Here is a 21663-nt window from a genome sequence, read left to right as displayed (position 1 = left end):
GACACAGGTCTAGCCTGTTGTTTCCACAAGGGCAATCGCCGCAAGAGCCGCAGGAACGGGGCTCGCGCGCGATTTGCCCGGGAGGGATCGGCTCGCCCCTTGCCCATCATCAAGAATCACCGATAAACTCCCCCAGAATTTTGGGGATAGCGCGCTCCAGCGCCTCGATAGCGGAACGGGAAGGAAACCAGGCAGCGAAGATGGCCTCCTCTGTGGCAACACCATGAGCAGGACCGACAGGCCGGCGTGCGATCTCGTGCGGCGCGCGCTCAACGCCGTCATCACCAGCGAGACCTTCGCCCGTTCCGAGCGGCTGCGCTCCTTCCTCTCCTACATCGTCGAGAACGAACTGTCCGGCAAGGCGGCCCAGTTGAAGGGCTACAGCATCGGCATCGACGTCTTCGCCCGTCCGTCGGGTTTCGACGCCGGCAACGATCCGCTGGTGCGCGTCCAGGCCGGCAAGCTCAGGAAGCTTCTCGAACACTATTACGAGACGGAAGGTGCGGCGGATCACCTGCGCATTCGCGTGCCGCTCGGCAGCTACGTTCCCGAATACAGCATCCTCAAGGACCGCCCGGAGCCGGCCCCGCCCGTAGCGGCCATCGCGCGTCCGGTGGTGCGGCAGAAGCCCGCACCGCGCCGCTCCTGGCTGCCGGCGCCGATCTCCTCGCCGATCGCCCTGTTCTCGCTTTTGCCGCTGTTCTTCCTGGCCCCTTCCGTCTACCCGGAGGCGACCAATGCGGCGATCGCCAAGGCGCAGCTCGTGCTCTCGGTGCAGAACCGGCTTGCCGGCCGCGCCCAGGCCCTGCCGAGCCTGCACATCGTGCAATGCTGGCCGTCGGGCGGCGAATGCAATGCGCTCGCCCGCGCCATCGCCGGCTCCGCCGGCTATCACCGGACCGTGCACCTCGTCGACAAGCGCGAGGCGGCCGACACGCATCCGCTGTCCTATTCGATCCGCATTGAGAATCGGTCGGACGGCCACGGCATCTATGCGCGCCTGATCCACGAACAATCCGGCGACACGGTCTATGCGCGGCATTTCTCCCCCGAGCAGCTGCGCAGCAAGGCGGGCATCGCCTACGAGGCCGTCAATTTCGCCGCCCGCACCCTGTCGGCGACCGGCCCGCTTTATCGCCACGCCATGCGCACGGGCACGGCAAGCGGCACGATGGAATGTCTTGCACACAGCGAGCAGGGTCCGCCGCGCGGCACGCCGCCGCTCGGCCGGCCGTCCGCCTGTACGCTGCAGCCCTCCGCGGCCCTTGCCGAAGCGCCGATTCCGGACGGAACGAGCTTCAGCCTGACCCGGTAGCACTCGCCTTTTCCTTGCAGCCCACGCGCCCGCGCCACCAGAAAATACATCCCTAGATATAACGATAGGCACGCCCAAGCCTTGGGTTTATTTTACGATGCTGGGCGGATTGGTAATGTGTGCCGCTCGGGTTCATGATCCTGCACAATCGCGTCGCGAAACGGATCGGGAACCTTTGCGCGATCGTATACAGTTCCACCGGCCTGCACAGCCGGGGGAATGGTGGGCATTGTCCGCCGGCTCGAGATCCAGACTTCACGGGGAAGAGGATTTTTGCCGGCGACCGGGGGTTAAGCACATGACCAGATTTCTTATTTGCGGGCCGCTTTCATGATGACCAATGAGTCAAAGAAGGCCGACAGCCGGACGGGCGCGCGCAAATCCATTCGTTTCCTGCCCGTCGCACCCTTGCCGGAAAACCTGCCGGAAGGGCGGCTTGCCATCGCGGACATGGCGAACGCCTTCGGCGTGACCCATCGCACGCTGCACTTCTACGAGGAAAAGGGCCTGCTGACGGCGGCCCGCGTCGGCCCCATGCGGGTCTACGGCCCGGAGGAAATCCAGCAGATGGCGGTCGTCAACACCTGCCGCGAGACAGGCATGCCCGTCGCGGTGATCCAGGAACTGCTGGAGCACCTCTCGGCGGCCGAAAGCCAAGAAGAGGCCGACGGCGTCTTCCGCAACGCCATGACCGCCCGCAAGCGCGAACTCGCCGCACAGCAATCGACGATCCGCCGGCAGATGCAGCAGATCAACGAGCTGCTCGATTTCAGCGCCGCCCACGAGAGCGAGACCAACGACAACACGCCCAGCGCGAGCCTCGCGGCGGCGGAGCTGCGTTGCCTCACCCTGATGGCGGAAGGTTACCCGACGAGCCGCATCGCCCGCGCGCTTGAAATCGAGCCCGGCGAAGTGCAGGTGATGGAAAAGAACATCATCGCCAAGTTCAACAGCAACAACCGTTTCCAGGCCGTCGCCAAGGCGGTCATGCTGGGCATCGTCGGCCACTAAGGCCGACGTCATGGGCCGGACATGACGACTGGCCCGTATATCCGCTCCCTGATGGGCGGTCCGTCGTGCGGGGTCCTGGCTACCGGACGATGGTAAGCGTTTCCGCGGCGCGCGTGATGGCGGTGTAGAGCCAGCGTTCGCGCGTGTCGCGGAATGCGTAACTTTCATCGAACAGCACGACGTTGTTCCACTGCGAACCCTGCGCCTTGTGCACGGTCAGCGCATAGCCGAAATCGAAGTCGTCGTAGCGCTTGCGCGTCGTCCAGGGAATTTCCTCGGTGACATTCTCGAAGGCGGCCTTCAGGAGCTTGATCTTGGCCGCGCCGCGATCCATGTCGTCGTCTTCCGGCCGGATCATCAGGTTGATACCGGGCTTCACAGTCTCCTTGGACGAACTCATCACCTGCCAGAGCGAACCGTTGAGCAGGCCCTTGGCAGGATCGTTGCGCAGGCAGACCAGCTTGTCTCCCGATTGCGGGTATTCGGTCGTAAACCCCTTGAGTTCCCGGAGGCGCTGGTTGTAGCGCCGCCGCGTCTTGTTGGTGCCGACAAGCACCTGGTCGGCATCGAGCACCAGCGACTGATCGACCTCGTTGCGCCCGATGACGCGCGCTGCGCCATAATCGCCGTAAGCGATATCGCCGCCCTCACGGATCTGCATGGCGAGATGAAGAATCGGGTTGTCTCGCGCCTGCCGATGAATATCCGTCAGCAGGTAGTCCGGCTCCTGGTTGGTAAAGTAGCCGCCGCCGGAGACCGGTGGAAGCTGGCCGGGATCGCCGAGCACGAGGATCGGCGTGCCGAAGCTCATCAGGTCCTTGCCGAGCGCCTCGTCGACCATCGAGCATTCGTCCACGACGACGAGCGCGGCCTTGCTGACTGGGCTCTGGCGGTTGATCGTGAACATCGGCGAGATCGAGGTTTTCCCCGTCTCCTCGTCCGACACCTCTTCCTCGCCGCGCGAACGATAGATCAGCGAATGGATCGTGCGAGCATTGGTGGCGCCCTTCGAGCGCAGCACCTGGGCCGCCTTGCCGGTGAAGGCGGCAAACAGTACCTCGCCATCGACATTTTCGGCAAAGTGACGCGCCAGCGTCGTCTTGCCCGTGCCGGCATAACCGAACAGCCGGAACAGCGGTGCGCGCCCTTCCTTCAGCCATCGTGCGACGGCCTTCAGCGCTTCATCCTGTTGGGGTGCAAATTCCATGCCCGGACTTGGCAGGATTCGCGCCCGCGAAGCAAGGGGCGGGACGCCGAGTTCACAAGAGTGCCGAAGGAATCGCCTACCCCCTGATTTGACCCTGTTCGCCGCGCGCGCTTGCCTGTATTGAGACGCGAACCTTCCGGAGCGATGATTTGCCCGCCTCCCGAAATCCGAATGATGAAACGAGCGCACCGAGCGGCGCCGGCCGGTTGCCGGCCTGGCTGCAATGGGGCCTTGTCGGCTGCCTGTCGCTTTTCACCACGGTGCCGCTGGAGATCGCCGGCTTTCCCGCCGCCCTCCTGATGGGGCCGATGCTCGCCGGCATATTCGTGGCGCTTGCCGGCGGCACGATCCGCCTGCCGCGTATCTTCTTCTTTTTCGTGCAGGTCGTGCTGGCGCTGATGATCGCCACCATGGTGTCGCAGGATTTCGTCGGCACGTTCACGGAAAACTGGCTGCTGATGATGTTCGTCGTGCTCTCCGTCATCGGCATGAGCACGTTCTCCGGCTGGATGATCGCCCGCACCGGCCTCCTGCCGGGCACCACGGCGATCTGGGGATCGTCCCCCGGTGCCGCCTCCACCATGCTGATGATGGCGGAAGCCTATGGCGCGGATGCGCGGCTCGTCGCCTTCATGCAATATCTGCGGGTCGTCTTCGTCGCGAGCGTTGCGACGCTCGTCGCGCATTTCGGCGGCCATGACGGCGCGGTGATACCGCCGCATGCCTGGTTCGAGCCGGTGCCGATGCTGCCGCTGGCCGCCATGCTGGTGATCGGCGTCACAGCCGGCCTCATTGGCCAGAAGCTGCGCATCCCGGCGGGCGCCTTCCTGTTGCCCTTCGCGCTCGCCGCGGTGCTGAACTCCTCCGGCACGGTGACGATCCAGTTGCCGCAATGGCTCTTGGTCATCGCCTTCACCTTGCTCGGCTGGAACATCGGCCTCGGCTTCACCCGCGCCATCCTCATGCATGCGCGCCGCGCGCTTCTACCGACCGTCGTCTCGATCCTCGCACTGATCAGCTTTTCCGGCCTGCTCGCCGGCCTGCTGATCCTCGTCCTCGGCGTCGATCCGCTCACCGCCTATCTCTCGACCAGCCCCGGCGGGCTCGATTCGATTGCCGTCATCGCGGCATCGAGCAATGTCGACATCGCCTTCGTCATGACGCTGCAGACGGCGCGGCTGATTCTCGTTACGCTGATCGGGCCATGGCTCGCCCGCTTCGTCGCCGACCGGTCTTAGTCCGGCGCATTCTCCAGCAGGATCGGCTTGCCATGCGGCGTCGCCTCGGCGGCGCGCTCCCAGCGGTGGGACAGCGCATCCTGCTCGGCCTCGCTCGCCACGCCATGCTCCGAAACGAGCGACGAAAGGGCGGCGACCCAGCAATCGAAATAATCGCTGCCATCGTCGGCGCGACCGGGACGATGCACCTCGCGCGACAACGCCGCCGCCCATTCCGCCCAGGTGAACACGCCCTGCTCGTGCAGGCGCACCGTCATGGCGAAGGCCTGCGCCTGCCAGGGTTCTGCAAAAACCGGATCGCCCTCGGCGGATTTCGGCAGGCCGGGAGAATCGGCCGGCGTCTCACACCGGCTCAAGATAGCTCTCCCAGGCATCGATCGAGACGGTAAGGCCTGGTGCCGCCCCCTCGCCCCAGATCTCCCCGCCATCAAAGACGACGGTATAGACCCATTGCGGATTTTCGCCGCGGCCATGCGCGTTGTCGTCCGGGAAGACGAAGGACCCCTGCACCGTCTCGACCACGCCGACCTTGTCGCGCGCATAGCGCGGCAGGCGGGTATGCGTCGTCGGATTGAAGTTGCGCGTGCGCACCCGCTCGCCGGCGGCAAAGCGCGGCGTGGTGTCGAGCGGACGGTCGCACGGCCCGCCCTTCGCCAGGACGGCCGCCACCATGTCGGCCTTCAGCACGCGCTTGGGCGCCGCACCCTTTTCCAACATCCGGCCCTCGGCCAGTTCCGCCGCGCTGACGAAACCGTGCCGCTGAAGCAGCACCTCCAGCGCGCGGATCCAGATCTCGTAATAGCTCGCGGCGAGATAGGTGGCGGGCGGGATGTTTTCGCGCGCATGGCGGCTTTCATCGAGCGTCCAGGCGCCGAAAGCGCCGCAGGAAATCGTCACGCCCAACGCCTGCCGCTCCCATCCGGCATGGAAATACGGCTCGTTGGGCTCGGGCGCGACCGGCCCCATGCCATGCAGGCCGCCAAGGTCATGCGGCCCGTTCATGGCCTCGCCTCCGGCGCGAGCGCCAGCCCGGTGCCGATCATGGCGTCGCGCGTCACGAGATCAGCAAGCGCCGCCTGGTCGAGCCCTTCCGCGCCCGCGGGCCGCTCGGGAATGACGAGGTAGCGCAGTTCCGCCGTCGAATCCCAGACGCGGATTTTCTTGTCCGGCGAAAGCGTTACGCCGAATTCCTCCAGCACGCCGCGCGGATCGATGACGGCGCGCGACCGATAGGCCGGCGCCTTGTACCAGACGGGCGGCAGGCCGAGCACGGACCAGGGATAACAGGAGCAGAGCGTGCAGACGACGAGGTTGTGCGTGTGCGCATCGTTGAAGACCGCCCGCATATGTTCGCCCTGCCGGCCGGTATAGCTGAGGCTGGCAATCGCCTCCGTCGCGTCCCGCCTCAGCCAATCGGCGAAATCCGGTTCCGCCCAGGCCTTGGCGACGACGCGCGCGCCGTTGCGCGGGCCGATCTTCGTCTCGTAGGTTTCGACGATGGCGTCGATCGCCTGCGGATCGATCAGCCCCTTCTGCGTCAGGATGGTTTCGAGCGCGCGCACCCGCGCTTCCATCGGCGAAAAATGGTTGTCGTGGTGATGGTGGTCGTCATGGTCATGAGACAAGGCGGTCCCTCCGGCTTGGCTTGTCCTTCATACGCTAGACCCTTTTGTGCTCGTTTGTCTTTCGGGAAAACCGGTTTCCACTTTTCCCTGACAAACTCTAGCGCAGCATCGGCCAGAGGCTGGCGACGAGCAGCAGCGCCATGGTGATGTTGAACCACTTGAGCCGCACGGGATCAGACAGCCACTGGCGCAGCGCCGAACCGAAGCCGGCCCAGGTGGAAACGCTCGGGAAATTGACCAGCGCGAAGGCGACGCCGACGATGAGCACGCTCAGCGTATAGTTCGCCGCATTGGTATAGGTCGCCATGGCGGAGACGGCCATCACCCAGGCCTTGGGGTTGACCCACTGGAAAGCGGCGGCTTGGAGAAAGCTCATAGGCCGCGCCCCGGCCTTGCCTTCGGAGAGCGTGCGCGACATGGCGATCTTCCAGGCGATCCACAACAGATAGGCGCCGCCCGCGAACTTCAGCACCGTATAGACCAGCGGCACGGCCTCCAGCAGCGCGCCGAGCCCGAAGCCGACGGCGAGCAGCAGCACGAGGAAACCGACACCGATGCCGCACATATGCGGGATCGTGCGCACGAAACCGAAGTTCACGCCCGAGGCGAAGAGCATCATATTGTTCGGGCCGGGGGTGATGGAGGTGGTGAAGGCGAAGACCAGCAGCGCCAGAAAGATTTCGATCTGCATGCAGGTTCTCGCATATTCCAGTTGTTTTTTGCGATTGATAGTCCATCTCTTTGCGACGACCAGCCAATTCTTGTCATGCATACAATTCGTATCGCTGATGCATGGCGCCTGAACGGAGTAGAAACATGAAAGCGGAACTTCCCGCAGTCACCTTCCCCGGCGGACGGCAGGTGCCGGCGCTCGGCCTCGGCACCTGGCACATGGGCGAGAGCGGGTCATCGCCGACCGAGGAAGCCGCAAGCCTGCGTGCCGGGCTCGACCTCGGCATGACGCTGATCGACACGGCGGAAATGTATGCCGACGGCGGCGCGGAGACGGTGGTCGGCGAAGCGATCAGGGGCCGCCGCGACGGGATTTTCGTCGTCAGTAAGGTGCTGCCCTACAATGCCAGCGGCACCGGCACGATCGCCGCCTGCGAGGGGAGCCTGAAGCGCCTCGGCACCGACCATATCGAACTCTACCTGCTGCACTGGCGCGGCAACCATCCGCTCGCAGAAACCGTCGAGGCCTTCGAGACGCTGAAGGCACAGGGCAAGATCGGCGCCTGGGGTGTCTCCAACTTCGACCAGGACGACATGGTGGAGCTGCTCGATGTGGCGGAGCCGGCGCGCCCGCTCGCCAACCAGGTGCTCTACAACCTCGCCCGCCGCGGCATCGAATATGACCTGTTGCGCTGGAGCCAGGTGCAGGGCGTGCCGATCATGGCCTATTCGCCGCTCGACGAAGGCCGCCTCGTCGGCCATCCGGTGCTGGAGGAAATCGGCCGCATCCACCATGCGAGCTCCGCACAGGTCGCACTTGCCTTCCTGCTGACGAAGCCCGGCGTCATCGCCATCCCGAAATCCGGCTCGCCGGAGCGCGTGCGCGAAAATTTCCGCGCCTCGGAAATCCGCCTGACCTCGGAGGATCTCCGCCTGCTCGACGAAGCCTTCCCGCCGCCGACCCGCAAGCGGCCGCTGGAGATGATCTAACCTACTGCTCCTTGCTGTCGAGGTCCTGCATCAGGCTCTTGGCAAAGTCGCAGGCGGCGAAATCCGGGTTGATCTCGCAGGATTGCAGATAGTGCCGGCGTGCCGCGCCGGCATCCCGGCTGACGCCCTCGCCGATCTGGTAGGATTGCCCGAGCATGGTGCAGCCCCAGGCGTCACCGTCACCGCAACTGATGGAAAATGTCCGGAAATAGCAGGAGGACAGGGCCTCCGGCGCGGCCTTCCCCATCGGGTCGCCGTCATATTGCCCGTTGCGGATGCCGGAAGCCCGGTTCGTGCAGCCGCCGCGGCTGCCGAGCGCGCAAGCCTCGGCAAACAGCATCTGCGCCAGGTGCGGCGAGACGGCGGGTTTCGCATCCTCGAAGACGCGCCCAAGCGCGAAGCAGGCATTCTCGTTGCGCCACTCCATGCAGTCGCGGTGGCAGGCGTCGAGATCACGCTCGCAGCGTTCTTCCGACCAGTCGGCGCTCGCCCAAACGCCCTTCCAGAGCGGACGCGCCGTCTTGGCGATATCGGCGGGGCAGACCTTGTAATGCGACTGGATTTCTTGGCTGTCGCGAACCAGAGCACCAACGGCATCGTAGCTGCTGACGACGGGGGACGCGGCATCCTCGCCCTCCGCCCGGGCCGCCGGTGATGCAAGCACCACGGCGATGGCCCAGGCGGCAAGCAGGCAATGCCGCGCCGCCGCCAATTACATGCCCTGCGGGCCGCGGTTCATCGCCGCGATACCGGTACGGCAGACTTCGGAGAGGCCGAGCGGCTTCATGACGGCCACGAACTGGTCGACCTTGGAGGATTTGCCGGTGATCTCGAAGATGAAGTGATCGACCGTCGCGTCGACCACCTTGGCGTGGAAGGCATCCGCCAGGCGCAGCGTTTCCGCCCGCATCTCGCCGGAGCCGGTGACCTTGACCAGCGCCACTTCACGCTCGATCGGCCGCTCCTGCCCCATGATCTTGGCGCGAACGGTGAGATCGACGACCCGGTGCACCGGCACGATGCGTTCCAGCTGCGACTTGATCTGTTCCAGCACGCCCGGCGTGCCGCGCGTCACGATGGTGATGCGCGACAGGTGCGACTCATGCTCGGTCTCGGAGACCGTGAGGCTTTCGATATTGTAGCCGCGACCGGAAAACAGGCCGATGACACGCGCAAGCACGCCCGGCTCGTTGTCGACGAGCACGGAGAGCGTGTGGCTCTCCGCGACCTGGGTTTCCTTGGCGATGAAATAGGCAGAGCCCGTAGGCTGTAGGTGTGCGTTCATAATCTTCTCTACCTTTTCATCAAACGAGCTGGCGGCCCTTGGCGTCGATCGCATTTGCGACCGCTTCGTCCGTGGCCTCGTCGGGAAGCAGCATTTCGTTATGTGCCTTGCCGGACGGGATCATCGGGAAGCAGTTGGCGAGGTTGGCGACGCGGCAATCGAAGATGACCGGACGCTTGACGTCGATCATTTCCTGGATCGCGCCGTCGAGATCGCCCGGCTTGTCGCAGGAAATGCCGACGCCACCATAGGCATCCGCAAGCTTGACAAAGTCCGGCATCGCTTCCGTGTAGGAATTCGACAGGCGGTTGCCGTGCAGGAGCTGCTGCCACTGGCGCACCATGCCCATGTACTGGTTGTTCAGGATGAAGATCTTGACCGGCAGGTTATACTGGACGGCACAGCTCATTTCCTGAATGCACATCTGGATCGAGGCGTCGCCGGCAATGTCGATGACGAGGCTGTCGCGATGTGCGACCTGCACGCCGATCGCCGCCGGGAAGCCATAGCCCATCGTGCCGAGGCCGCCCGAGGTCATCCAGCGGTTCGGCTGCTCGAAACCGTAGAACTGCGCCGCCCACATCTGGTGCTGGCCGACTTCCGTCGTGATGTAGGTGTCGCGGTCCTTGGTCAGTTCATAGAGCCGCTGGATCGCATATTGCGGCATGATGACGTCGTTGCTCTGCTTGTAGGCAAAGGAATTGCGCGCCCGCCACCGGGCGATCGACGACCACCAATCCCCCTGGATCGCCTTGTCGTAATCCTTGGCGCCTGCGCGCCACAGCCGGACCATGTCTTCAAGGATATTGCCGACATCACCGAGGATCGGAACATCGACGCGGACGTTCTTGTTGATCGAGGACGGGTCGATATCGATGTGGATTTTCTTGGAGTTGGGGGAAAACGCGTTCAGGCGGCCGGTGATGCGGTCGTCGAAACGCGCGCCGATGCAGATCATGACGTCGCAATCATGCATCGCCATGTTCGCCTCGTAGGAACCGTGCATGCCGAGCATGCCCAGCCAGTTCTTGCCGGAATGCGGATAGGCGCCGAGGCCCATCAGGGTCGAGGTGATCGGGAAGCCGGTGATTTCGACCAGTTCGCGCAGCAGCCGCGAGGCCTCCGGGCCGGAGTTGATGACGCCGCCGCCGGAATAGATGACCGGACGGCGCGCCGTCTTCATCAGGTGGACGGCCGCCTCGATCTGGCGGGCATCGCCCTGCAGTTTCGGCTGGTAGCTCTTCTGGATGGGGGCAGCGGACGGCGGCGTATAGGTGCCGGTCGCAAACTGCACGTCCTTCGGGATATCGACGACGACCGGGCCGGGACGGCCGGACTGGGCGACGCGGAAGGCCTCATGGATGATGCGGGCGAGATCGTTGACGTCCTTGACCAGCCAGTTGTGCTTGGTGCAGGGCCGCGTGATGCCGACCGTGTCGCATTCCTGGAAGGCATCCGAGCCGATGAGCGTGGTCGGGACCTGGCCGGTGAGGCAGACGAGCGGGATCGAATCCATCAGCGCGTCCTGCAGCGGCGTGACGGCATTGGTCGCGCCCGGGCCGGAGGTGACGAGCATGACGCCGACCTTGCCGGTGGAGCGGGCATAGCCTTCGGCCATGTGGCCGGCGCCCTGCTCGTGGCGCACGAGGATGTGCTCGATATCGTCCTGCTGGAAGATCTCGTCATAGATCGGCAGGACGGCACCGCCCGGATAGCCGAAAATATGTTCTACGCCATTGTCCCGCAGCGCCTGCAAGACAATTTCCGCGCCCGTCATCTGGTTTTCTGTTCCGCTCATCGGATTCCCGTCCGTCTCTATTCGTATTTCGGGGTGATTATCGAATTTCTGGGCATAAAAAAAGGCCCCTTGGAGGAGCCTGCTTACCGCGCATGGGTGCTTTCGCCGGATGGTTACACCATCCTGCCCATGCGCGTTCCCACCACAAGAATGTTTGCCGTCAGATTTTTCATGGGGCGAAGTGTTAGCCACAAAGCCCACGCACGTCAACGCCCTTTCCATCTGTTTCGAAACGGCACGGATTCCCGCATATTTGATAAATTACAACCAAAGGATGTATCACACCGAAACGTCTTATTAAGCGGCAGCCGATAAGGTCACTCTTTGATGGCAAGGAGTGCCGTGATTGCTGAACAATGATTTCCAAAATTCGATCGTCGCCGGCGAGCAGGAGCGCCGGGATGGCATGGTGGGCAACCGTCTGCTCGGGCGCATCGTCGCCTGCAACGGGTCCCGTGCCACGATCAGCGCTGTCGCCGAAGGCGGCCAGACGGCGCTCACGGAACTCTGGGCGGTCGGCCGCCTCATCTCCATCTCCGTCGGCCGCAACCGCGTCGTGGCGCTGGTCTATTCCATGTCCACCGACCAGCAGAGCTGGGTGGAGAACCACGACACGGTCTTCCGCATCGAGGTCGAGCTTCTCGGCGAAGTGAATGTCAGCGCCGACGGGCGCGAGACCTTTTCCGCCGGCATTACCGATTATCCCCATCTCGGCGCGATCGCCCACCGCATCCGCGCCTCCGACCTCGCCAAGGTCTACGACACCGGCAAGAACGACGTCTGCACGATCGGCAAGCTGACGCAGGACGAGACCCTCGACGCGACGATCCATGTGCCCTCCATGCTGGAGAAACATTTCGCCATCGTCGGCACGACCGGCGTCGGCAAGTCCACCTCCGTCACGCTGCTGCTGCACAAGGCGATCCAAGCTGATCCGCGCCTGCGCGTGCTGATCCTCGACCCGCACAACGAATTCGCCTCCGCCTTCGGCGACCTCGCCGTCGTCATCGATACCGATACGCTCGATCTGCCCTTCTGGCTGTTCCGGCTGGAGGAATTCGCCGAAGTCGTCTTCCGCGGCCGCCCGCCGGTGCCGGAGGAGATGGACATTCTCCGCGACCTGATCCCGGAAGCCAAACGCGCTTTCCGTGGCACGAGCGAAAACGGCCTGATGCGCCGCGCGACCGAGAAGAGCTCGGTGACGGCCGATACGCCGGTGCCCTTCCGCATCGCCGACCTGCTGGCGCTCGTCGACGAGCGCATCGGCCGGCTCGAAGGCCGGTCGGAAAAGCCGCACCTGCGCTCGCTAAAAGTCAAGATCATGTCGGCGATCAACGACCCGCGCTATCATTTCATGTTCTCCTCGAACACGATCACCGACACGATCCTCGACACGATCGCCCGCATCTTCCGCATTCCCGGCGAAGGCAAGCCGGTGACGACCTTCCAGCTCGCCGGCATCCCGTCGGAAGTCGTCAATTCGGTTGCGTCAGTGCTCTGCCGCATGGCCTTCGAAATCGGCCTGTGGAGCAATGGCGGCGTGCATATGCTGGTGGTCTGCGAAGAGGCGCACCGCTACGTGCCGGCCGATCCCAAGCTCGGCTTCACGCCGACGCGCCAGGCGATCGCCCGCATCGCCAAGGAAGGCCGCAAATACGGCGTCTCGCTCGGCATCATCACCCAGCGTCCCGGCGAACTCGATCCGACCATCCTCTCGCAATGCTCGACGATCTTCGCCATGCGCCTTGCCAACGAGCACGACCAGGAGATCATCCGCTCGGCGATCCCCAATTCCTCCTCCTCGACGACGAGCTTCATCTCCTCGATCGGCAATGGCGAGGCGATCGCCTTCGGCGAGGCCGTCGCGGTGCCGATGCGCATGCGCTTCACGCGCGTGGAGGCGGACCGCCTGCCGAAGACCAACGGCACCAGCGTCAAGGTCTCCGACGAAACGCCGCAAAGCGTCGACCTGCGCTCGATCGTGTCGCGCATGCGCGCGATCTCCGGGCCGGATATTTCCGGCTTCCAGAATTCCTATCTCGCCTCGCAGCCCCAGGGCGCGCTTCCGACCGGCTACGAGGATGCGCCCTACGAGGACGAGGAAGACTATATAGACACGCTCCAGGCCGCCGCTGCCACCGCCGCAGCGCGACCGGCAACGCCGCCCTTGCCGGAACCCTATCGGCCCGACATGCTGCCCGGCGCCCAGGGCGCCTACGAACCGTCGACGCAGGAACGTTTCGAGTCGATCCGCCGCGAACTCACCTCCGAGCCGCCACGCCCGGCCGCCGATCCCTACCGCCAGCCAGCACGCCCGGCCCCGGCCTTCGGCGAGCAGCAGGAGCCCCGGCGCGAAGGGTCCTCCATCCGCGAGCAGCTTCTGAAGAAGCCGTTGAGCAGCCTGATCAGGCGCTAGCAGATAGCGGATCGATCCGCTGCCAGCTTTCATCAAGCTGGTTGCGGAACCAGGTCATCTGGCGCTTGGCATATTGCCGGGTCGCCGCCGCGCCGCGTTCGATGACCTCCGCCTCACTCATCTCGCCTGCCAGCATCGCCGCAATCTGCGGCACGCCGATCGCCTTCATGACCGGCATGGCGGGCGGCAAATCGAGCGCCAGCAGCGCCTTCACCTCCTCCACCGCGCCGGATGTCAGCATGGTGGCGAACCGGCGGTTGATGCGCGTAGCAAGCACCGCGCGATCAGGCAGCACGACGATCTTTTCCGCCCGCTCCGGATCGATCACCGCCGGCCCCGCCGCCGCCTGGAACGCCGAAATCGACTGCCCCGTGGTCTCCAACACCTCCAACGCGCGCAGGATGCGCTGGCCGTCGCCCGGTTTCAGGCGGGCCGCCGTCTGCGGGTCGCGCTCCGTGAGGTCCCGGTGCAGGGCCTCCGCTCCCTCGGCGACAAGCCTCCCGCGAACGCGCTCGCGAACATCGTGGGGAATGACGGGCATGTCCGCCAGCCCGCCGGTCAACGCGCGAAAATAAAGCCCGGTGCCGCCGACGAAGACCGGCAGCTTGCCCCGCGCCCTGAGCTCAGCCACGAGGCCCGTCGCCTCACGCTGCCAGTCACCGGTGGAATAGGCGGCACCCGCCGGCACATGACCGTAGAGACGATGGTCGATGCCGCCCATATCCTCCGGCTGCGGCCGGGCGGTGAGGATGTTCAGCGTGTCGTAGACCTGCATGCTGTCGGCATTGACCACCACGCCATCATGCTCGCGCGCCAGCCGCACGGCGAGCGCGGACTTGCCGCTGGCCGTCGGGCCGGTTATCAGGATCGCATCCTGCTTTCGATCAAGGTTTCTCATCATGGCTTTCGTTGCCACGCTTGTCGCCAATCCGTCAAATCCTGTCCTGACCCCAGCGCTCGCCGAAAAGGCCGCCGATCAGGTCAAGGCCTCCGGCCTCTACTGGCTCGCCGACGGCATCGCCTGCGACATCGCGCTGCGCGACGGCAGCGATATCGCCGCCGCGCGCGAAAAAATCCTGGCGGCAATCGGCAACGCGCCGATCGATCTCGCCATTCAGGACGCGGAAACGCGGCGCAAGAAGCTGCTGATCGCCGACATGGATTCCACCATGATCGGCCAGGAATGCATCGACGAGCTTGCCGCCGAAGTCGGCCTCAAGGACCGGGTCGCGACCATCACCGCGCGTGCCATGAACGGCGAAATCGCCTTCGAGCCCGCCCTTCGCGAGCGCGTCGCGCTGCTGAAGGGCCTGCCCGTCTCCGTCATCGACGAGGTCATCGCCAAGCGCATCACGCTGACGCCCGGCGGGCGCGAGCTGATCGCGACGATGAAGGCCAAGGGCTTTTACACCGCCCTCGTCTCCGGCGGTTTCACCGTCTTCACCAGCCGCATCGCCGCCATGCTCGGCTTCGACGAAAACCGCGCCAACCTGCTGCTCGATGCCGACGGCAAGCTCACCGGCGAAGTGGCCGAACCCATCCTCGGCAAGCAGGCCAAGGTGGACGCCCTCATCGAGATTTCCGAGCGCCTCGGCATTTCGCCGGAGGAGTCCATGGCCGTCGGCGACGGCGCCAACGACCTCGGCATGCTGCACCTCTCCGGCGCCGGCGTCGCCCTGCACGCCAAGCCCGCGGTCGCGGCAGAGGCAAAGATCCGCATCGACCACGGCGACCTCACGGCGCTGCTCTATCTCCAGGGATATCGCAAATCGGATTTCGTGACGGCGTAAGCCGGTCGCGGAAAACCTCGCTCCGCACGCTCCGCCATCCTTGGGCACACACCTCTCCTCCGTCATCCTCGGGCTTGACCCGAGGACCCATGCCACGAGCTCAAGGCGTGCCGCGGGACGTGGATCCTCGGGTCAAGCCCGAGGATGACGGAGGAGAGGCGTGGCGGACTGGCCGCTGAAGCAGTGCTCCAGCGGCCCGATTCAATTCGGCAATTTTCGCCGGCAAGCCCCTGAATGGACTCGCCTTTAGTCGATGCGCACCGTGATATAGCGCAGCGCGCCGGTGCGGTTGGCGATCATCAGGAGCGCGTTGCGCCGGTCTTCCGATTTCAGCTTGGCGACGCGGGTCTTCACCTCTTCGGCGGTCGTCACGGCTTCCTGGCCGACCTCGACGATAACGTCGCCTGGCACGATGCCGCGCTCGGAGGCGGCCGATTCGGGCGTCACCTCGGTGATCACGACGCCCTTGACGCTCTCGACGATTTCGAAGGTCTTGCGCGCCTGCTCGTCGAGGTCGCTGATGCCCATCCCGAGAACCGTATCAGCCTTGCTGGGCTGCACCTGTTCGCCGGTCTGCGGCGTCGTGCCGTCCTCGGTCGGGGTGTCCTCCTGGGTCACCGCGTCGTCGCCGGCCTCCTTCTCGCCATCCTCGAGGCGGCCAAGGGTGACCTTGACGGTCATCTCCTTGCCGTCACGCAGCAGCACGACGTCGACCGCCTTGCCGACGGGGCTCTCGGCCACGACGCGCGGCAGGTCACGCATCTCGTCGACCTCCTTGCCGTCGAAGCGGATGATGACGTCGCCGGTCTCGATCGAGCCGTTGTCGACCGGGCCGCCCTTGATGATGCCGGCAACGAGCGCGCCCTTCGCCTCGGCCATGCTGAGGCTTTCGGCGATGCCGTCGGTGACCGGCTGGATGCGCACGCCGAGCCAGCCGCGCCGCGTCTCGCCGAAATCGCGAAGCTGCGTGAAGATGTTCTGCGCCAGCTCCGTCGGCACGGAGAAGCCGATGCCGATCGAGCCGCCCGACGGCGAGATGATCGCCGTGTTGATGCCGATGACCTCGCCCTTCATGTTGAAGAGCGGGCCGCCGGAATTGCCGCGGTTGATCGCGGCATCCGTCTGGATGAAGTTGTCGTAGGGGCCGGCATTGATGTTACGGCCACGGGCAGAAATGATGCCGACCGTCACCGAACCGCCAAGCCCGAACGGGTTGCCGATGGCCATCACCCAGTCGCCGATGCGCATGGTGCGGGAATCACCGAAGGGCACCGCCTTCAGCGGCGCTTTCGGCTCGACCTTCAAGAGCGCAAGGTCGGTCTTCGGGTCGGTGCCGACGAGTTTCGCCTTCAGCTTGGAACCGTTGGCGAAATTCACCTCGATATCGTCCGCGCCCTCGATGACGTGGTTGTTCGTGGCGATGAAGCCCGAGGGATCGATGACGAAGCCCGAACCCAGCGAATTGACCGTCTGCCCCTGGTTGCCGCCGCCCTCGCCGCCTTCGCCCTTGAAGAATTCGTCGAAGAAATCCTGGAAGGGCGAACCTTCCGGCACCTGCGGCACGGGCGCCTTGTCGTCGCTCTTGACGTTCTGCGAGGTGGAAATGTTGACCACCGCGTCAAGCAGGCTTTCGGCGAGATCGGCGACCGAATCCGGGCCTGCCGCCGGCTTCACCTGTGCTAGCGCCGGCGCCACGAACGGCCCGCCCGCGACCAGCGAAAAACTCATCGCGAGCGCGAGTGCCGTTTGCGCTGCGCTGGACCTCATCTTCAAAGCCATATTCGGCATCCTCTTGTCCTGGCCATCGTGGCGAGTGTTTGCCGCGGATACGGCGAAAATCAGTCCGCCGCGTTGAATTTGATGTGAAGTCTTGCCCGTCTTCGTGGGCGGCTGCAAGCCGTCCCGTTCACCCGCCCCGAATGAACCAGACCATGACCACGCCGAGCGCCACGGCAACGAGCCCCGAGACGCGCAGCTGGCTTTCCGGAATCTGCGGCAACATTTCCGCCATACGCTTCAAAATCGAAGGGGCCAGTGCGTACACCAGCCCCTCGATGATCATGAAGAAGGCGATTCCCGTCAGGAAATCGGCCACGGCGTCAGTTTGCCGTCGTCGTCGGCGTCGTTGCCGTGCCGTTCGTCGTTCCGGTCGCTGCACCCGAGGTGGTGGGCGTCGTGCCCGCCGCATCCTCGAAGTAGCGGAAGAATTCCGACTGCGGCGACAGCACCAGCGTGGTGTCTGACGACGTCATGGACGCACTGTAGGCGCTCATCGACCGGTAGAAGTCGAAGAAGGCCGGATCCTGCGAAAAGGCTTCGCCGAAGACGCGGTTGCGCTCGCCTTCACCCTCGCCTCGCAGGATTTCCGAATCGCGCTGGGCCGCGGCGATGAACTCGACGACCTGGCGGTCGGCGATGGCGCGGCGGCGCTGGCCGGCTTCGTTACCGCGGGCGCGGATGAGTTCGGCTTCCGCCAGACGCTCGGCCTTCATGCGCTCGAAGGTCTGCTGCGAGACTTCCTGCGTGAGGTCCGTGCGACGGATACGCACGTCCGAGATCGTGAGACCCAGGTTCGACGCGTCGTTCGTCAGCTCGCCGCGCACTTCGCGCATCATCGACGCACGCTCTTCCGACAGTGCGGATTCGAAGCCGCGCAGACCGTAGACCCGGCGAAGAGCCGCATCGAGACGGGTGCGCAGGCGCGATTCGGCCGATTCCCGGTCACCCGAGACGGCTTCGCGGAAGCGGCGGGCATCCGTGATCTTGTAGACCACGAAGGCATCGACCTCGTAGAACTTGCCGCCCGAAACCTGGACGCGGATGTCGTCGAGATCGAAGCGCAGGGCCTGATCCTGGATGTACTGCACGCTGTCGGCATCCATGAAGCCGAAGGGCAGCTTGAAGTAGAGGCCGGGCTCGGCCTTGACGTCCTGGATCTGGCCGAAGCGGATGACGATCGCCTGCTGGCGCTCGTTGACGACGAACACCGACGAATATGCGATGAACAGGAGAACGCCGACGGCGATCAGAATGGCTGGTAGACGGTTGCCCATTACTGAGTGCCTCCCGTGCTCTGCTGTTGCTGGGTCGTTCCGCGGCCGAGTTCGTTCAGCGGCAGGAAGGGCACGACGCCCTGTCCGCCCTGCTTCTCGTCGATGATGACCTTCTTGGAGTTCTTCATCACGCCTTCCATCGTTTCGAGGAAGAGACGCTTGCGGGTCACGTCGGGGGCCAGCTTGTATTGCTCGTAGACCGAAAGGAAGCGCGACGCTTCACCTTCCGCCTCCTTGACGACGCGGTCCTTGTAGGCGGCAGCTTCTTCACGCAGCTGCGCCGACTGACCGCGGGCAAGGCCGAGCTTCTGGTTGGCATACTGGTTGGCTTCTTCGAGGAAGCGGTCTTCGTCCTGCTCGGCGCGCTGCACTTCGTCGAAGGCGTCAGCCACTTCGCGCGGCGGGGCCGCATCTTCGATCGCGACGGTGTTGATCGAGATGCCGGCGCCATAGGCATCCATGGTCGCCTGGATCGTCGTCTTCACGCCTTCCGCAATCGCCTGGCGGTTGTCGCGGAAAATGTCCTGGGCGGGACGGCGGCCGACGACTTCGCGCATGGCGCTTTCGGAAACCTGCTGCAGCGTCTCTGCCGGATATTCGAGATTGAAGAGGTAGGCTTCCGGATCGGTGACCGAATAGAGCACCGAGAACTGCACGTTGACGATGTTCTGGTCGCCGGTCAGCATCAGGCCGGAGGCATCCGAATTCGACGCTGCCGTGCGGCGGCCGATATTCTGCTGCTGCTCGGTGATCTTGACGAGTTCGACGGTCTCGAACGGCCACATGTGGAAGTGCAGGCCGGGCATGGAGATTTCCTGCTTCGGCTTGCCGAAGCGCAGTTCAACGCCGCGCTCGTCCGGCTGGACGGTATAGATGGAGTTCATCAGCCAGAAGACGCCGACGAGAAGCAGCGCGATGACGACCGCGCCACCATTGATGCCGCCGGGCATGACGCTCTTCAGCCGGTCCTGGCCGCGCCGGATGATATCCTCAAGGTCCGGCGGGCCGCCATTGCTGCCTCCGCCGCCGCCGCGGGGACGGTTCGGTCCCTGCCCCCATGGCCCCTGATTGTTTCCGCCACCGCCGCCGCCGCCGCCCCAAGGGCCGCCGCCGCCGTTCTGATTACTCCAGGGCATCAATACCTCTTTCTCTCAAATCCCCATGAAGCATGTCCGCATTTCTCCGAAACACGAAAACACTCCATTTCTTGTTTATGCGCAGTTCCGGATGCAAAACCGCATCGCACTTTTGCCGGAACTGCTCCAGGCCGCATCTCGCGGAATGTTTCGCCGCGCTACGCAAGGTGAACCCGTTATAGGTATCCCTCCGGCACCTTTCAACAAATCCGCGTGACCTGACGGGTTTGTGCGGCAAAATAGTTCGTGATCGGCACGATTTATGGTTTACGCAGCCGTCTTCCGGCGCCAGGTGACGAAGCGCATGGCGTGGCTGTCCTTCTCGCCCTGCGGGATCGGCTCTTCGACGGTCTTTTCGAAAGCGCCCGGATCGATCTCGGGAAAGCGCGTATCGCCCTCCACATCCGCCTCGACATGGGTGACATGCAGCACGTCCGCGCGGTCGAAGACCTGCGCATAGATCTGCCCGCCGCCGATGACGCAGATTTCGTCCACGCCCAGGGCTTTTGCCTCACGCCACGCGGCGATCAGGCCCTCGTCGAGAGACGAGACGACTTCAGCGCCCGGCGCCGCAAAACTTGCATCGCGTGTGATGACGATATTCGGCCGACCCGCCAGCGGCTTGCCGATCGAATCCCAGGTCTTGCGGCCCATCAGTACCGGCTTGCCGAGCGTCAGCTGCTTGAAGCGCTTCAGGTCCGACGGCAGGCGCCACGGCAGGTCGCCATCGCGGCCGATGACGCCGTTTCGCGCGACGGCCACGACGAGGACGATCTTGGCTTCGGTCATGCGGGTTCCTGAAAATCAGACGGCGATGGGCGCCTTGATGGTTGAATCGGCTTCGTAGCCGATCAGGGTGAAGTCCTCGAATTTGAAGGAGAAAAGGTCCTTCACGTCCGGATTGAGCTTCATGAAGGGCAAGGGTTTCGGCCTGCGCGTCAATTGCGTGCGCGCCTGCTCGAAATGGTTGGCATAGATATGCGCGTCGCCCAGCGTGTGCACGAAATCGCCCGGCTGCAAACCGCTCACCTGCGCCACCATCATGGTGAGCAGCGCATAGGAGGCGATGTTGAAGGGCACGCCGAGGAAGATGTCGGCGGAACGCTGGTAGAGCTGGCAGGAGAGCTTGCCGTCCGCCACGTAGAACTGGAACAGGCAATGGCAGGGCGGCAGCGCCATCTCGTCGACGAGCGCCGGGTTCCAGGCCGACACGATATGGCGGCGCGAATTCGGGTTGCGCTTGATGCCGTCGAGCACGGCGACGATCTGGTCGAGATGCCGTCCGTCATGGGTCGGCCAGGAGCGCCACTGGTAGCCGTAGACCGGGCCGAGCTCGCCGTTCTCGTCGGCCCATTCGTCCCAGATGGTGACGCCGTTTTCGTGCAGGTAGGCGATGTTGGTGTCGCCCTTAAGGAACCACAGCAGCTCATGGATGATCGAGCGCAAGTGCAGCTTCTTGGTGGTCAGCACCGGAAAACCTTCGGAAAGGTCGAAGCGCATCTGATGGCCGAAGACGCCGCGCGTGCCGGTGCCCGTCCGGTCCGGCCGGTCGGTGCCGTTTTCCATCACATGGGCGAGAAGATCGAGATATTGCTGCATGGGCGCCGCCGATTCGTTGTCCAGCGTGAGATACTAAAGCGAGAGCGGCGGCGGCCATAGGGCGAAAAGGGATTTCCCCGGTTTTCCTTAGGCCAGCGCGCCGAGCGTTCCGAGTTCCTTGGCAGTGAGATAGTAGAAGGTGACGCGCGATTTCGTGCGGTCGTCGGCCATGGCCTTGCAGACGGCTTCCACCGCCTTGTCGGCGGCCTCGCCGGTGATGCCGAACTTCTTGGCGCACCACTTTTCCTTGACGCGGTTCAGTTCGTCGGGGTCGGAGCAGGAGACCAGCGAGGAGTCGCGGTTGCGCAGCGCGATGCCGAGATGGCTTACGATCTTCTTGACGATGGCCTCGTCCGCACCGCTGTCATATTTGCGGACATCTGCGAGATAGTCGGTCATGGGGTCTCCTCTCCGGTCACTCGGCCGCCGCCGTCATGGCGGTCCTGCCGACGCCCATGTTTTTCACGCTGTGATGGCAAGTCAAGCGCTAATAAACGCCTGATCTGCGGCGCGCCCTGGCGCCTGCCC

22 protein-coding genes are annotated in these 21663 nt (G+C 64.4%); 6 read left to right on the top strand and 16 right to left on the bottom strand.

The window, feature by feature from the left end:
* Positions 1–223: 223 nt before the first annotated feature.
* Positions 224–1315, top strand: a complete 1092-nt coding sequence (locus AC1Q6Z_RS05685; RefSeq protein ID WP_435266967.1) for a hypothetical protein — start codon at positions 224–226, stop codon at positions 1313–1315.
* Positions 1316–1648: 333 nt separating this feature from the next.
* Positions 1649–2326 carry a MerR family transcriptional regulator gene (locus tag AC1Q6Z_RS05680; protein ID WP_435267202.1) on the top strand — a complete coding sequence of 226 codons (678 nt, stop codon included), beginning with the start codon at positions 1649–1651 and terminating at the stop codon, positions 2324–2326.
* Positions 2327–2405: 79 nt separating this feature from the next.
* Here AC1Q6Z_RS05680 and AC1Q6Z_RS05675 read toward each other — a convergent pair whose 3' ends face one another.
* Positions 2406–3533 carry an ATP-dependent DNA helicase gene (locus AC1Q6Z_RS05675; RefSeq protein WP_256117029.1) on the bottom strand — a complete coding sequence of 376 codons (1128 nt, stop codon included), beginning with the start codon at positions 3531–3533 and terminating at the stop codon, positions 2406–2408.
* A gap of 149 nt (positions 3534–3682) precedes the next feature.
* On the opposite strand from AC1Q6Z_RS05675, the gene AC1Q6Z_RS05670 reads away from it, so the two are divergent.
* Entirely contained in the window at positions 3683–4771 is a 1089-nt protein-coding gene (locus AC1Q6Z_RS05670; RefSeq protein ID WP_492647012.1) for an AbrB family transcriptional regulator, read from the top strand.
* Here the strand turns inward: AC1Q6Z_RS05670 and AC1Q6Z_RS05665 are convergent.
* From AC1Q6Z_RS05665 to AC1Q6Z_RS05650, 4 genes are all read right to left on the bottom strand, one after another.
* On the bottom strand, positions 4768–5127 hold the full coding sequence (locus tag AC1Q6Z_RS05665; protein ID WP_439616216.1) for a nitrile hydratase accessory protein: 360 nt from the start codon (positions 5125–5127) through the stop codon (positions 4768–4770). The genes AC1Q6Z_RS05670 and AC1Q6Z_RS05665 overlap by 4 nt on opposite strands.
* Complete coding sequence (gene nthB / locus AC1Q6Z_RS05660) at positions 5114–5773, bottom strand: nitrile hydratase subunit beta (protein ID WP_492647011.1); 660 nt, start codon at positions 5771–5773, stop codon at positions 5114–5116. The genes AC1Q6Z_RS05665 and nthB overlap by 14 nt, the downstream gene beginning before the upstream one ends.
* Positions 5770–6345 carry a nitrile hydratase subunit alpha gene (nthA, locus tag AC1Q6Z_RS05655; protein WP_492647255.1) on the bottom strand — a complete coding sequence of 192 codons (576 nt, stop codon included), beginning with the start codon at positions 6343–6345 and terminating at the stop codon, positions 5770–5772. The genes nthB and nthA overlap by 4 nt, the downstream gene beginning before the upstream one ends.
* A 148-nt stretch (positions 6346–6493) precedes the next feature.
* Positions 6494–7087 carry a LysE family translocator gene (locus tag AC1Q6Z_RS05650; RefSeq protein ID WP_256117034.1) on the bottom strand — a complete coding sequence of 198 codons (594 nt, stop codon included), beginning with the start codon at positions 7085–7087 and terminating at the stop codon, positions 6494–6496.
* A 125-nt stretch (positions 7088–7212) separates the two neighbouring features.
* Between AC1Q6Z_RS05650 and AC1Q6Z_RS05645 the strand changes: the two genes are divergently transcribed.
* Positions 7213–8058, top strand: a complete 846-nt coding sequence (locus AC1Q6Z_RS05645; RefSeq protein WP_492647010.1) for an aldo/keto reductase — start codon at positions 7213–7215, stop codon at positions 8056–8058.
* Position 8059: 1 nt separating this feature from the next.
* On the opposite strand, the gene AC1Q6Z_RS05640 is transcribed toward AC1Q6Z_RS05645, so the two are convergent.
* Genes AC1Q6Z_RS05640 through AC1Q6Z_RS05630 form a run of 3 tightly spaced genes read right to left on the bottom strand, consistent with a single transcriptional unit; the run spans position 8060 to position 11141 of the window.
* Positions 8060–8770: an SEL1-like repeat protein gene (locus AC1Q6Z_RS05640; protein ID WP_492647009.1), complete on the bottom strand. Its 711-nt coding sequence runs from the start codon at positions 8768–8770 to the stop codon at positions 8060–8062.
* Positions 8771–9343: an acetolactate synthase small subunit gene (gene ilvN / locus AC1Q6Z_RS05635; protein ID WP_256117038.1), complete on the bottom strand. Its 573-nt coding sequence runs from the start codon at positions 9341–9343 to the stop codon at positions 8771–8773. It abuts the gene before it with no gap.
* A gap of 19 nt (positions 9344–9362) precedes the next feature.
* Positions 9363–11141, bottom strand: a complete 1779-nt coding sequence (locus AC1Q6Z_RS05630) for an acetolactate synthase 3 large subunit (protein WP_435266960.1) — start codon at positions 11139–11141, stop codon at positions 9363–9365.
* Between the two features lie 406 nt (positions 11142–11547).
* Here AC1Q6Z_RS05630 and AC1Q6Z_RS05625 point away from each other — a divergent pair, with 406 nt between their 5' ends.
* Entirely contained in the window at positions 11548–13557 is a 2010-nt protein-coding gene (locus AC1Q6Z_RS05625) for an ATP-binding protein (protein WP_492647254.1), read from the top strand.
* Here AC1Q6Z_RS05625 and miaA read toward each other — a convergent pair.
* Positions 13547–14458: a tRNA (adenosine(37)-N6)-dimethylallyltransferase MiaA gene (miaA, locus tag AC1Q6Z_RS05620; protein WP_492647008.1), complete on the bottom strand. Its 912-nt coding sequence runs from the start codon at positions 14456–14458 to the stop codon at positions 13547–13549. The genes AC1Q6Z_RS05625 and miaA overlap by 11 nt on opposite strands.
* Between miaA and serB the strand changes: the two genes are divergently transcribed.
* Positions 14457–15347, top strand: a complete 891-nt coding sequence (gene serB, locus AC1Q6Z_RS05615) for a phosphoserine phosphatase SerB (protein WP_492647007.1) — start codon at positions 14457–14459, stop codon at positions 15345–15347. The genes miaA and serB overlap by 2 nt on opposite strands.
* A gap of 246 nt (positions 15348–15593) precedes the next feature.
* Here the strand turns inward: serB and AC1Q6Z_RS05610 are convergent, their stop codons facing one another.
* The 7 genes from AC1Q6Z_RS05610 to AC1Q6Z_RS05580 form a co-directional block, all read right to left on the bottom strand.
* On the bottom strand, positions 15594–17075 hold the full coding sequence (locus AC1Q6Z_RS05610) for a DegQ family serine endoprotease (protein ID WP_492647253.1): 1482 nt from the start codon (positions 17073–17075) through the stop codon (positions 15594–15596).
* Positions 17076–17253: 178 nt separating this feature from the next.
* Positions 17254–17442, bottom strand: a complete 189-nt coding sequence (locus AC1Q6Z_RS05605) for a DUF2065 domain-containing protein (protein WP_256117042.1) — start codon at positions 17440–17442, stop codon at positions 17254–17256.
* A gap of 4 nt (positions 17443–17446) precedes the next feature.
* Entirely contained in the window at positions 17447–18400 is a 954-nt protein-coding gene (hflC, locus tag AC1Q6Z_RS05600) for a protease modulator HflC (protein ID WP_435266957.1), read from the bottom strand.
* The gene (gene hflK, locus AC1Q6Z_RS05595; RefSeq protein WP_256117045.1) at positions 18400–19536 is read right to left on the bottom strand and encodes an FtsH protease activity modulator HflK; all 1137 of its coding nucleotides are present in this window, start codon (positions 19534–19536) and stop codon (positions 18400–18402) included. Before hflK ends, hflC begins: the two co-directional genes overlap by 1 nt.
* Positions 19537–19803: 267 nt before the next feature.
* Positions 19804–20325, bottom strand: a complete 522-nt coding sequence (locus AC1Q6Z_RS05590; RefSeq protein ID WP_492647006.1) for a dihydrofolate reductase — start codon at positions 20323–20325, stop codon at positions 19804–19806.
* Between the two features lie 15 nt (positions 20326–20340).
* Positions 20341–21135, bottom strand: a complete 795-nt coding sequence (locus AC1Q6Z_RS05585) for a thymidylate synthase (RefSeq protein WP_492647005.1) — start codon at positions 21133–21135, stop codon at positions 20341–20343.
* A gap of 87 nt (positions 21136–21222) precedes the next feature.
* On the bottom strand, positions 21223–21534 hold the full coding sequence (locus tag AC1Q6Z_RS05580; RefSeq protein ID WP_256117049.1) for a DUF2853 family protein: 312 nt from the start codon (positions 21532–21534) through the stop codon (positions 21223–21225).
* Positions 21535–21663 lie beyond the last annotated feature (129 nt).

The sequence above is a fragment of the Shinella sp. GW835-FHT14H05 genome (genome assembly GCF_058793575.1).
This window is presented reverse-complemented; position numbering and strand designations above follow the sequence as displayed.

Coding starts and splice junctions, on each gene's coding strand:
- AC1Q6Z_RS05685 (WP_435266967.1), top strand. CDS start 224: ATGAGCAGGACCGACAGGCCGGCGTGCGATCTCGTGCGGCGCGCGCTC.
- AC1Q6Z_RS05680 (WP_435267202.1), top strand. CDS start 1,649: ATGACCAATGAGTCAAAGAAGGCCGACAGCCGGACGGGCGCGCGCAAA.
- AC1Q6Z_RS05675 (WP_256117029.1), bottom strand. CDS start 3,533: ATGGAATTTGCACCCCAACAGGATGAAGCGCTGAAGGCCGTCGCACGA.
- nthB (WP_492647011.1), bottom strand. CDS start 5,773: ATGAACGGGCCGCATGACCTTGGCGGCCTGCATGGCATGGGGCCGGTC.
- nthA (WP_492647255.1), bottom strand. CDS start 6,345: ATGGAAGCGCGGGTGCGCGCGCTCGAAACCATCCTGACGCAGAAGGGG.
- AC1Q6Z_RS05650 (WP_256117034.1), bottom strand. CDS start 7,087: ATGCAGATCGAAATCTTTCTGGCGCTGCTGGTCTTCGCCTTCACCACC.
- AC1Q6Z_RS05645 (WP_492647010.1), top strand. CDS start 7,213: ATGAAAGCGGAACTTCCCGCAGTCACCTTCCCCGGCGGACGGCAGGTG.
- ilvN (WP_256117038.1), bottom strand. CDS start 9,343: ATGAACGCACACCTACAGCCTACGGGCTCTGCCTATTTCATCGCCAAG.
- AC1Q6Z_RS05630 (WP_435266960.1), bottom strand. CDS start 11,141: ATGAGCGGAACAGAAAACCAGATGACGGGCGCGGAAATTGTCTTGCAG.
- AC1Q6Z_RS05625 (WP_492647254.1), top strand. CDS start 11,548: ATGGTGGGCAACCGTCTGCTCGGGCGCATCGTCGCCTGCAACGGGTCC.
- serB (WP_492647007.1), top strand. CDS start 14,457: ATGGCTTTCGTTGCCACGCTTGTCGCCAATCCGTCAAATCCTGTCCTG.
- miaA (WP_492647008.1), bottom strand. CDS start 14,458: ATGATGAGAAACCTTGATCGAAAGCAGGATGCGATCCTGATAACCGGC.
- AC1Q6Z_RS05610 (WP_492647253.1), bottom strand. CDS start 17,075: ATGAGTTTTTCGCTGGTCGCGGGCGGGCCGTTCGTGGCGCCGGCGCTA.
- hflC (WP_435266957.1), bottom strand. CDS start 18,400: ATGGGCAACCGTCTACCAGCCATTCTGATCGCCGTCGGCGTTCTCCTG.
- hflK (WP_256117045.1), bottom strand. CDS start 19,536: ATGCCCTGGAGTAATCAGAACGGCGGCGGCGGCCCTTGGGGCGGCGGC.
- AC1Q6Z_RS05590 (WP_492647006.1), bottom strand. CDS start 20,325: ATGACCGAAGCCAAGATCGTCCTCGTCGTGGCCGTCGCGCGAAACGGC.
- AC1Q6Z_RS05585 (WP_492647005.1), bottom strand. CDS start 21,135: ATGCAGCAATATCTCGATCTTCTCGCCCATGTGATGGAAAACGGCACC.
- AC1Q6Z_RS05580 (WP_256117049.1), bottom strand. CDS start 21,534: ATGACCGACTATCTCGCAGATGTCCGCAAATATGACAGCGGTGCGGAC.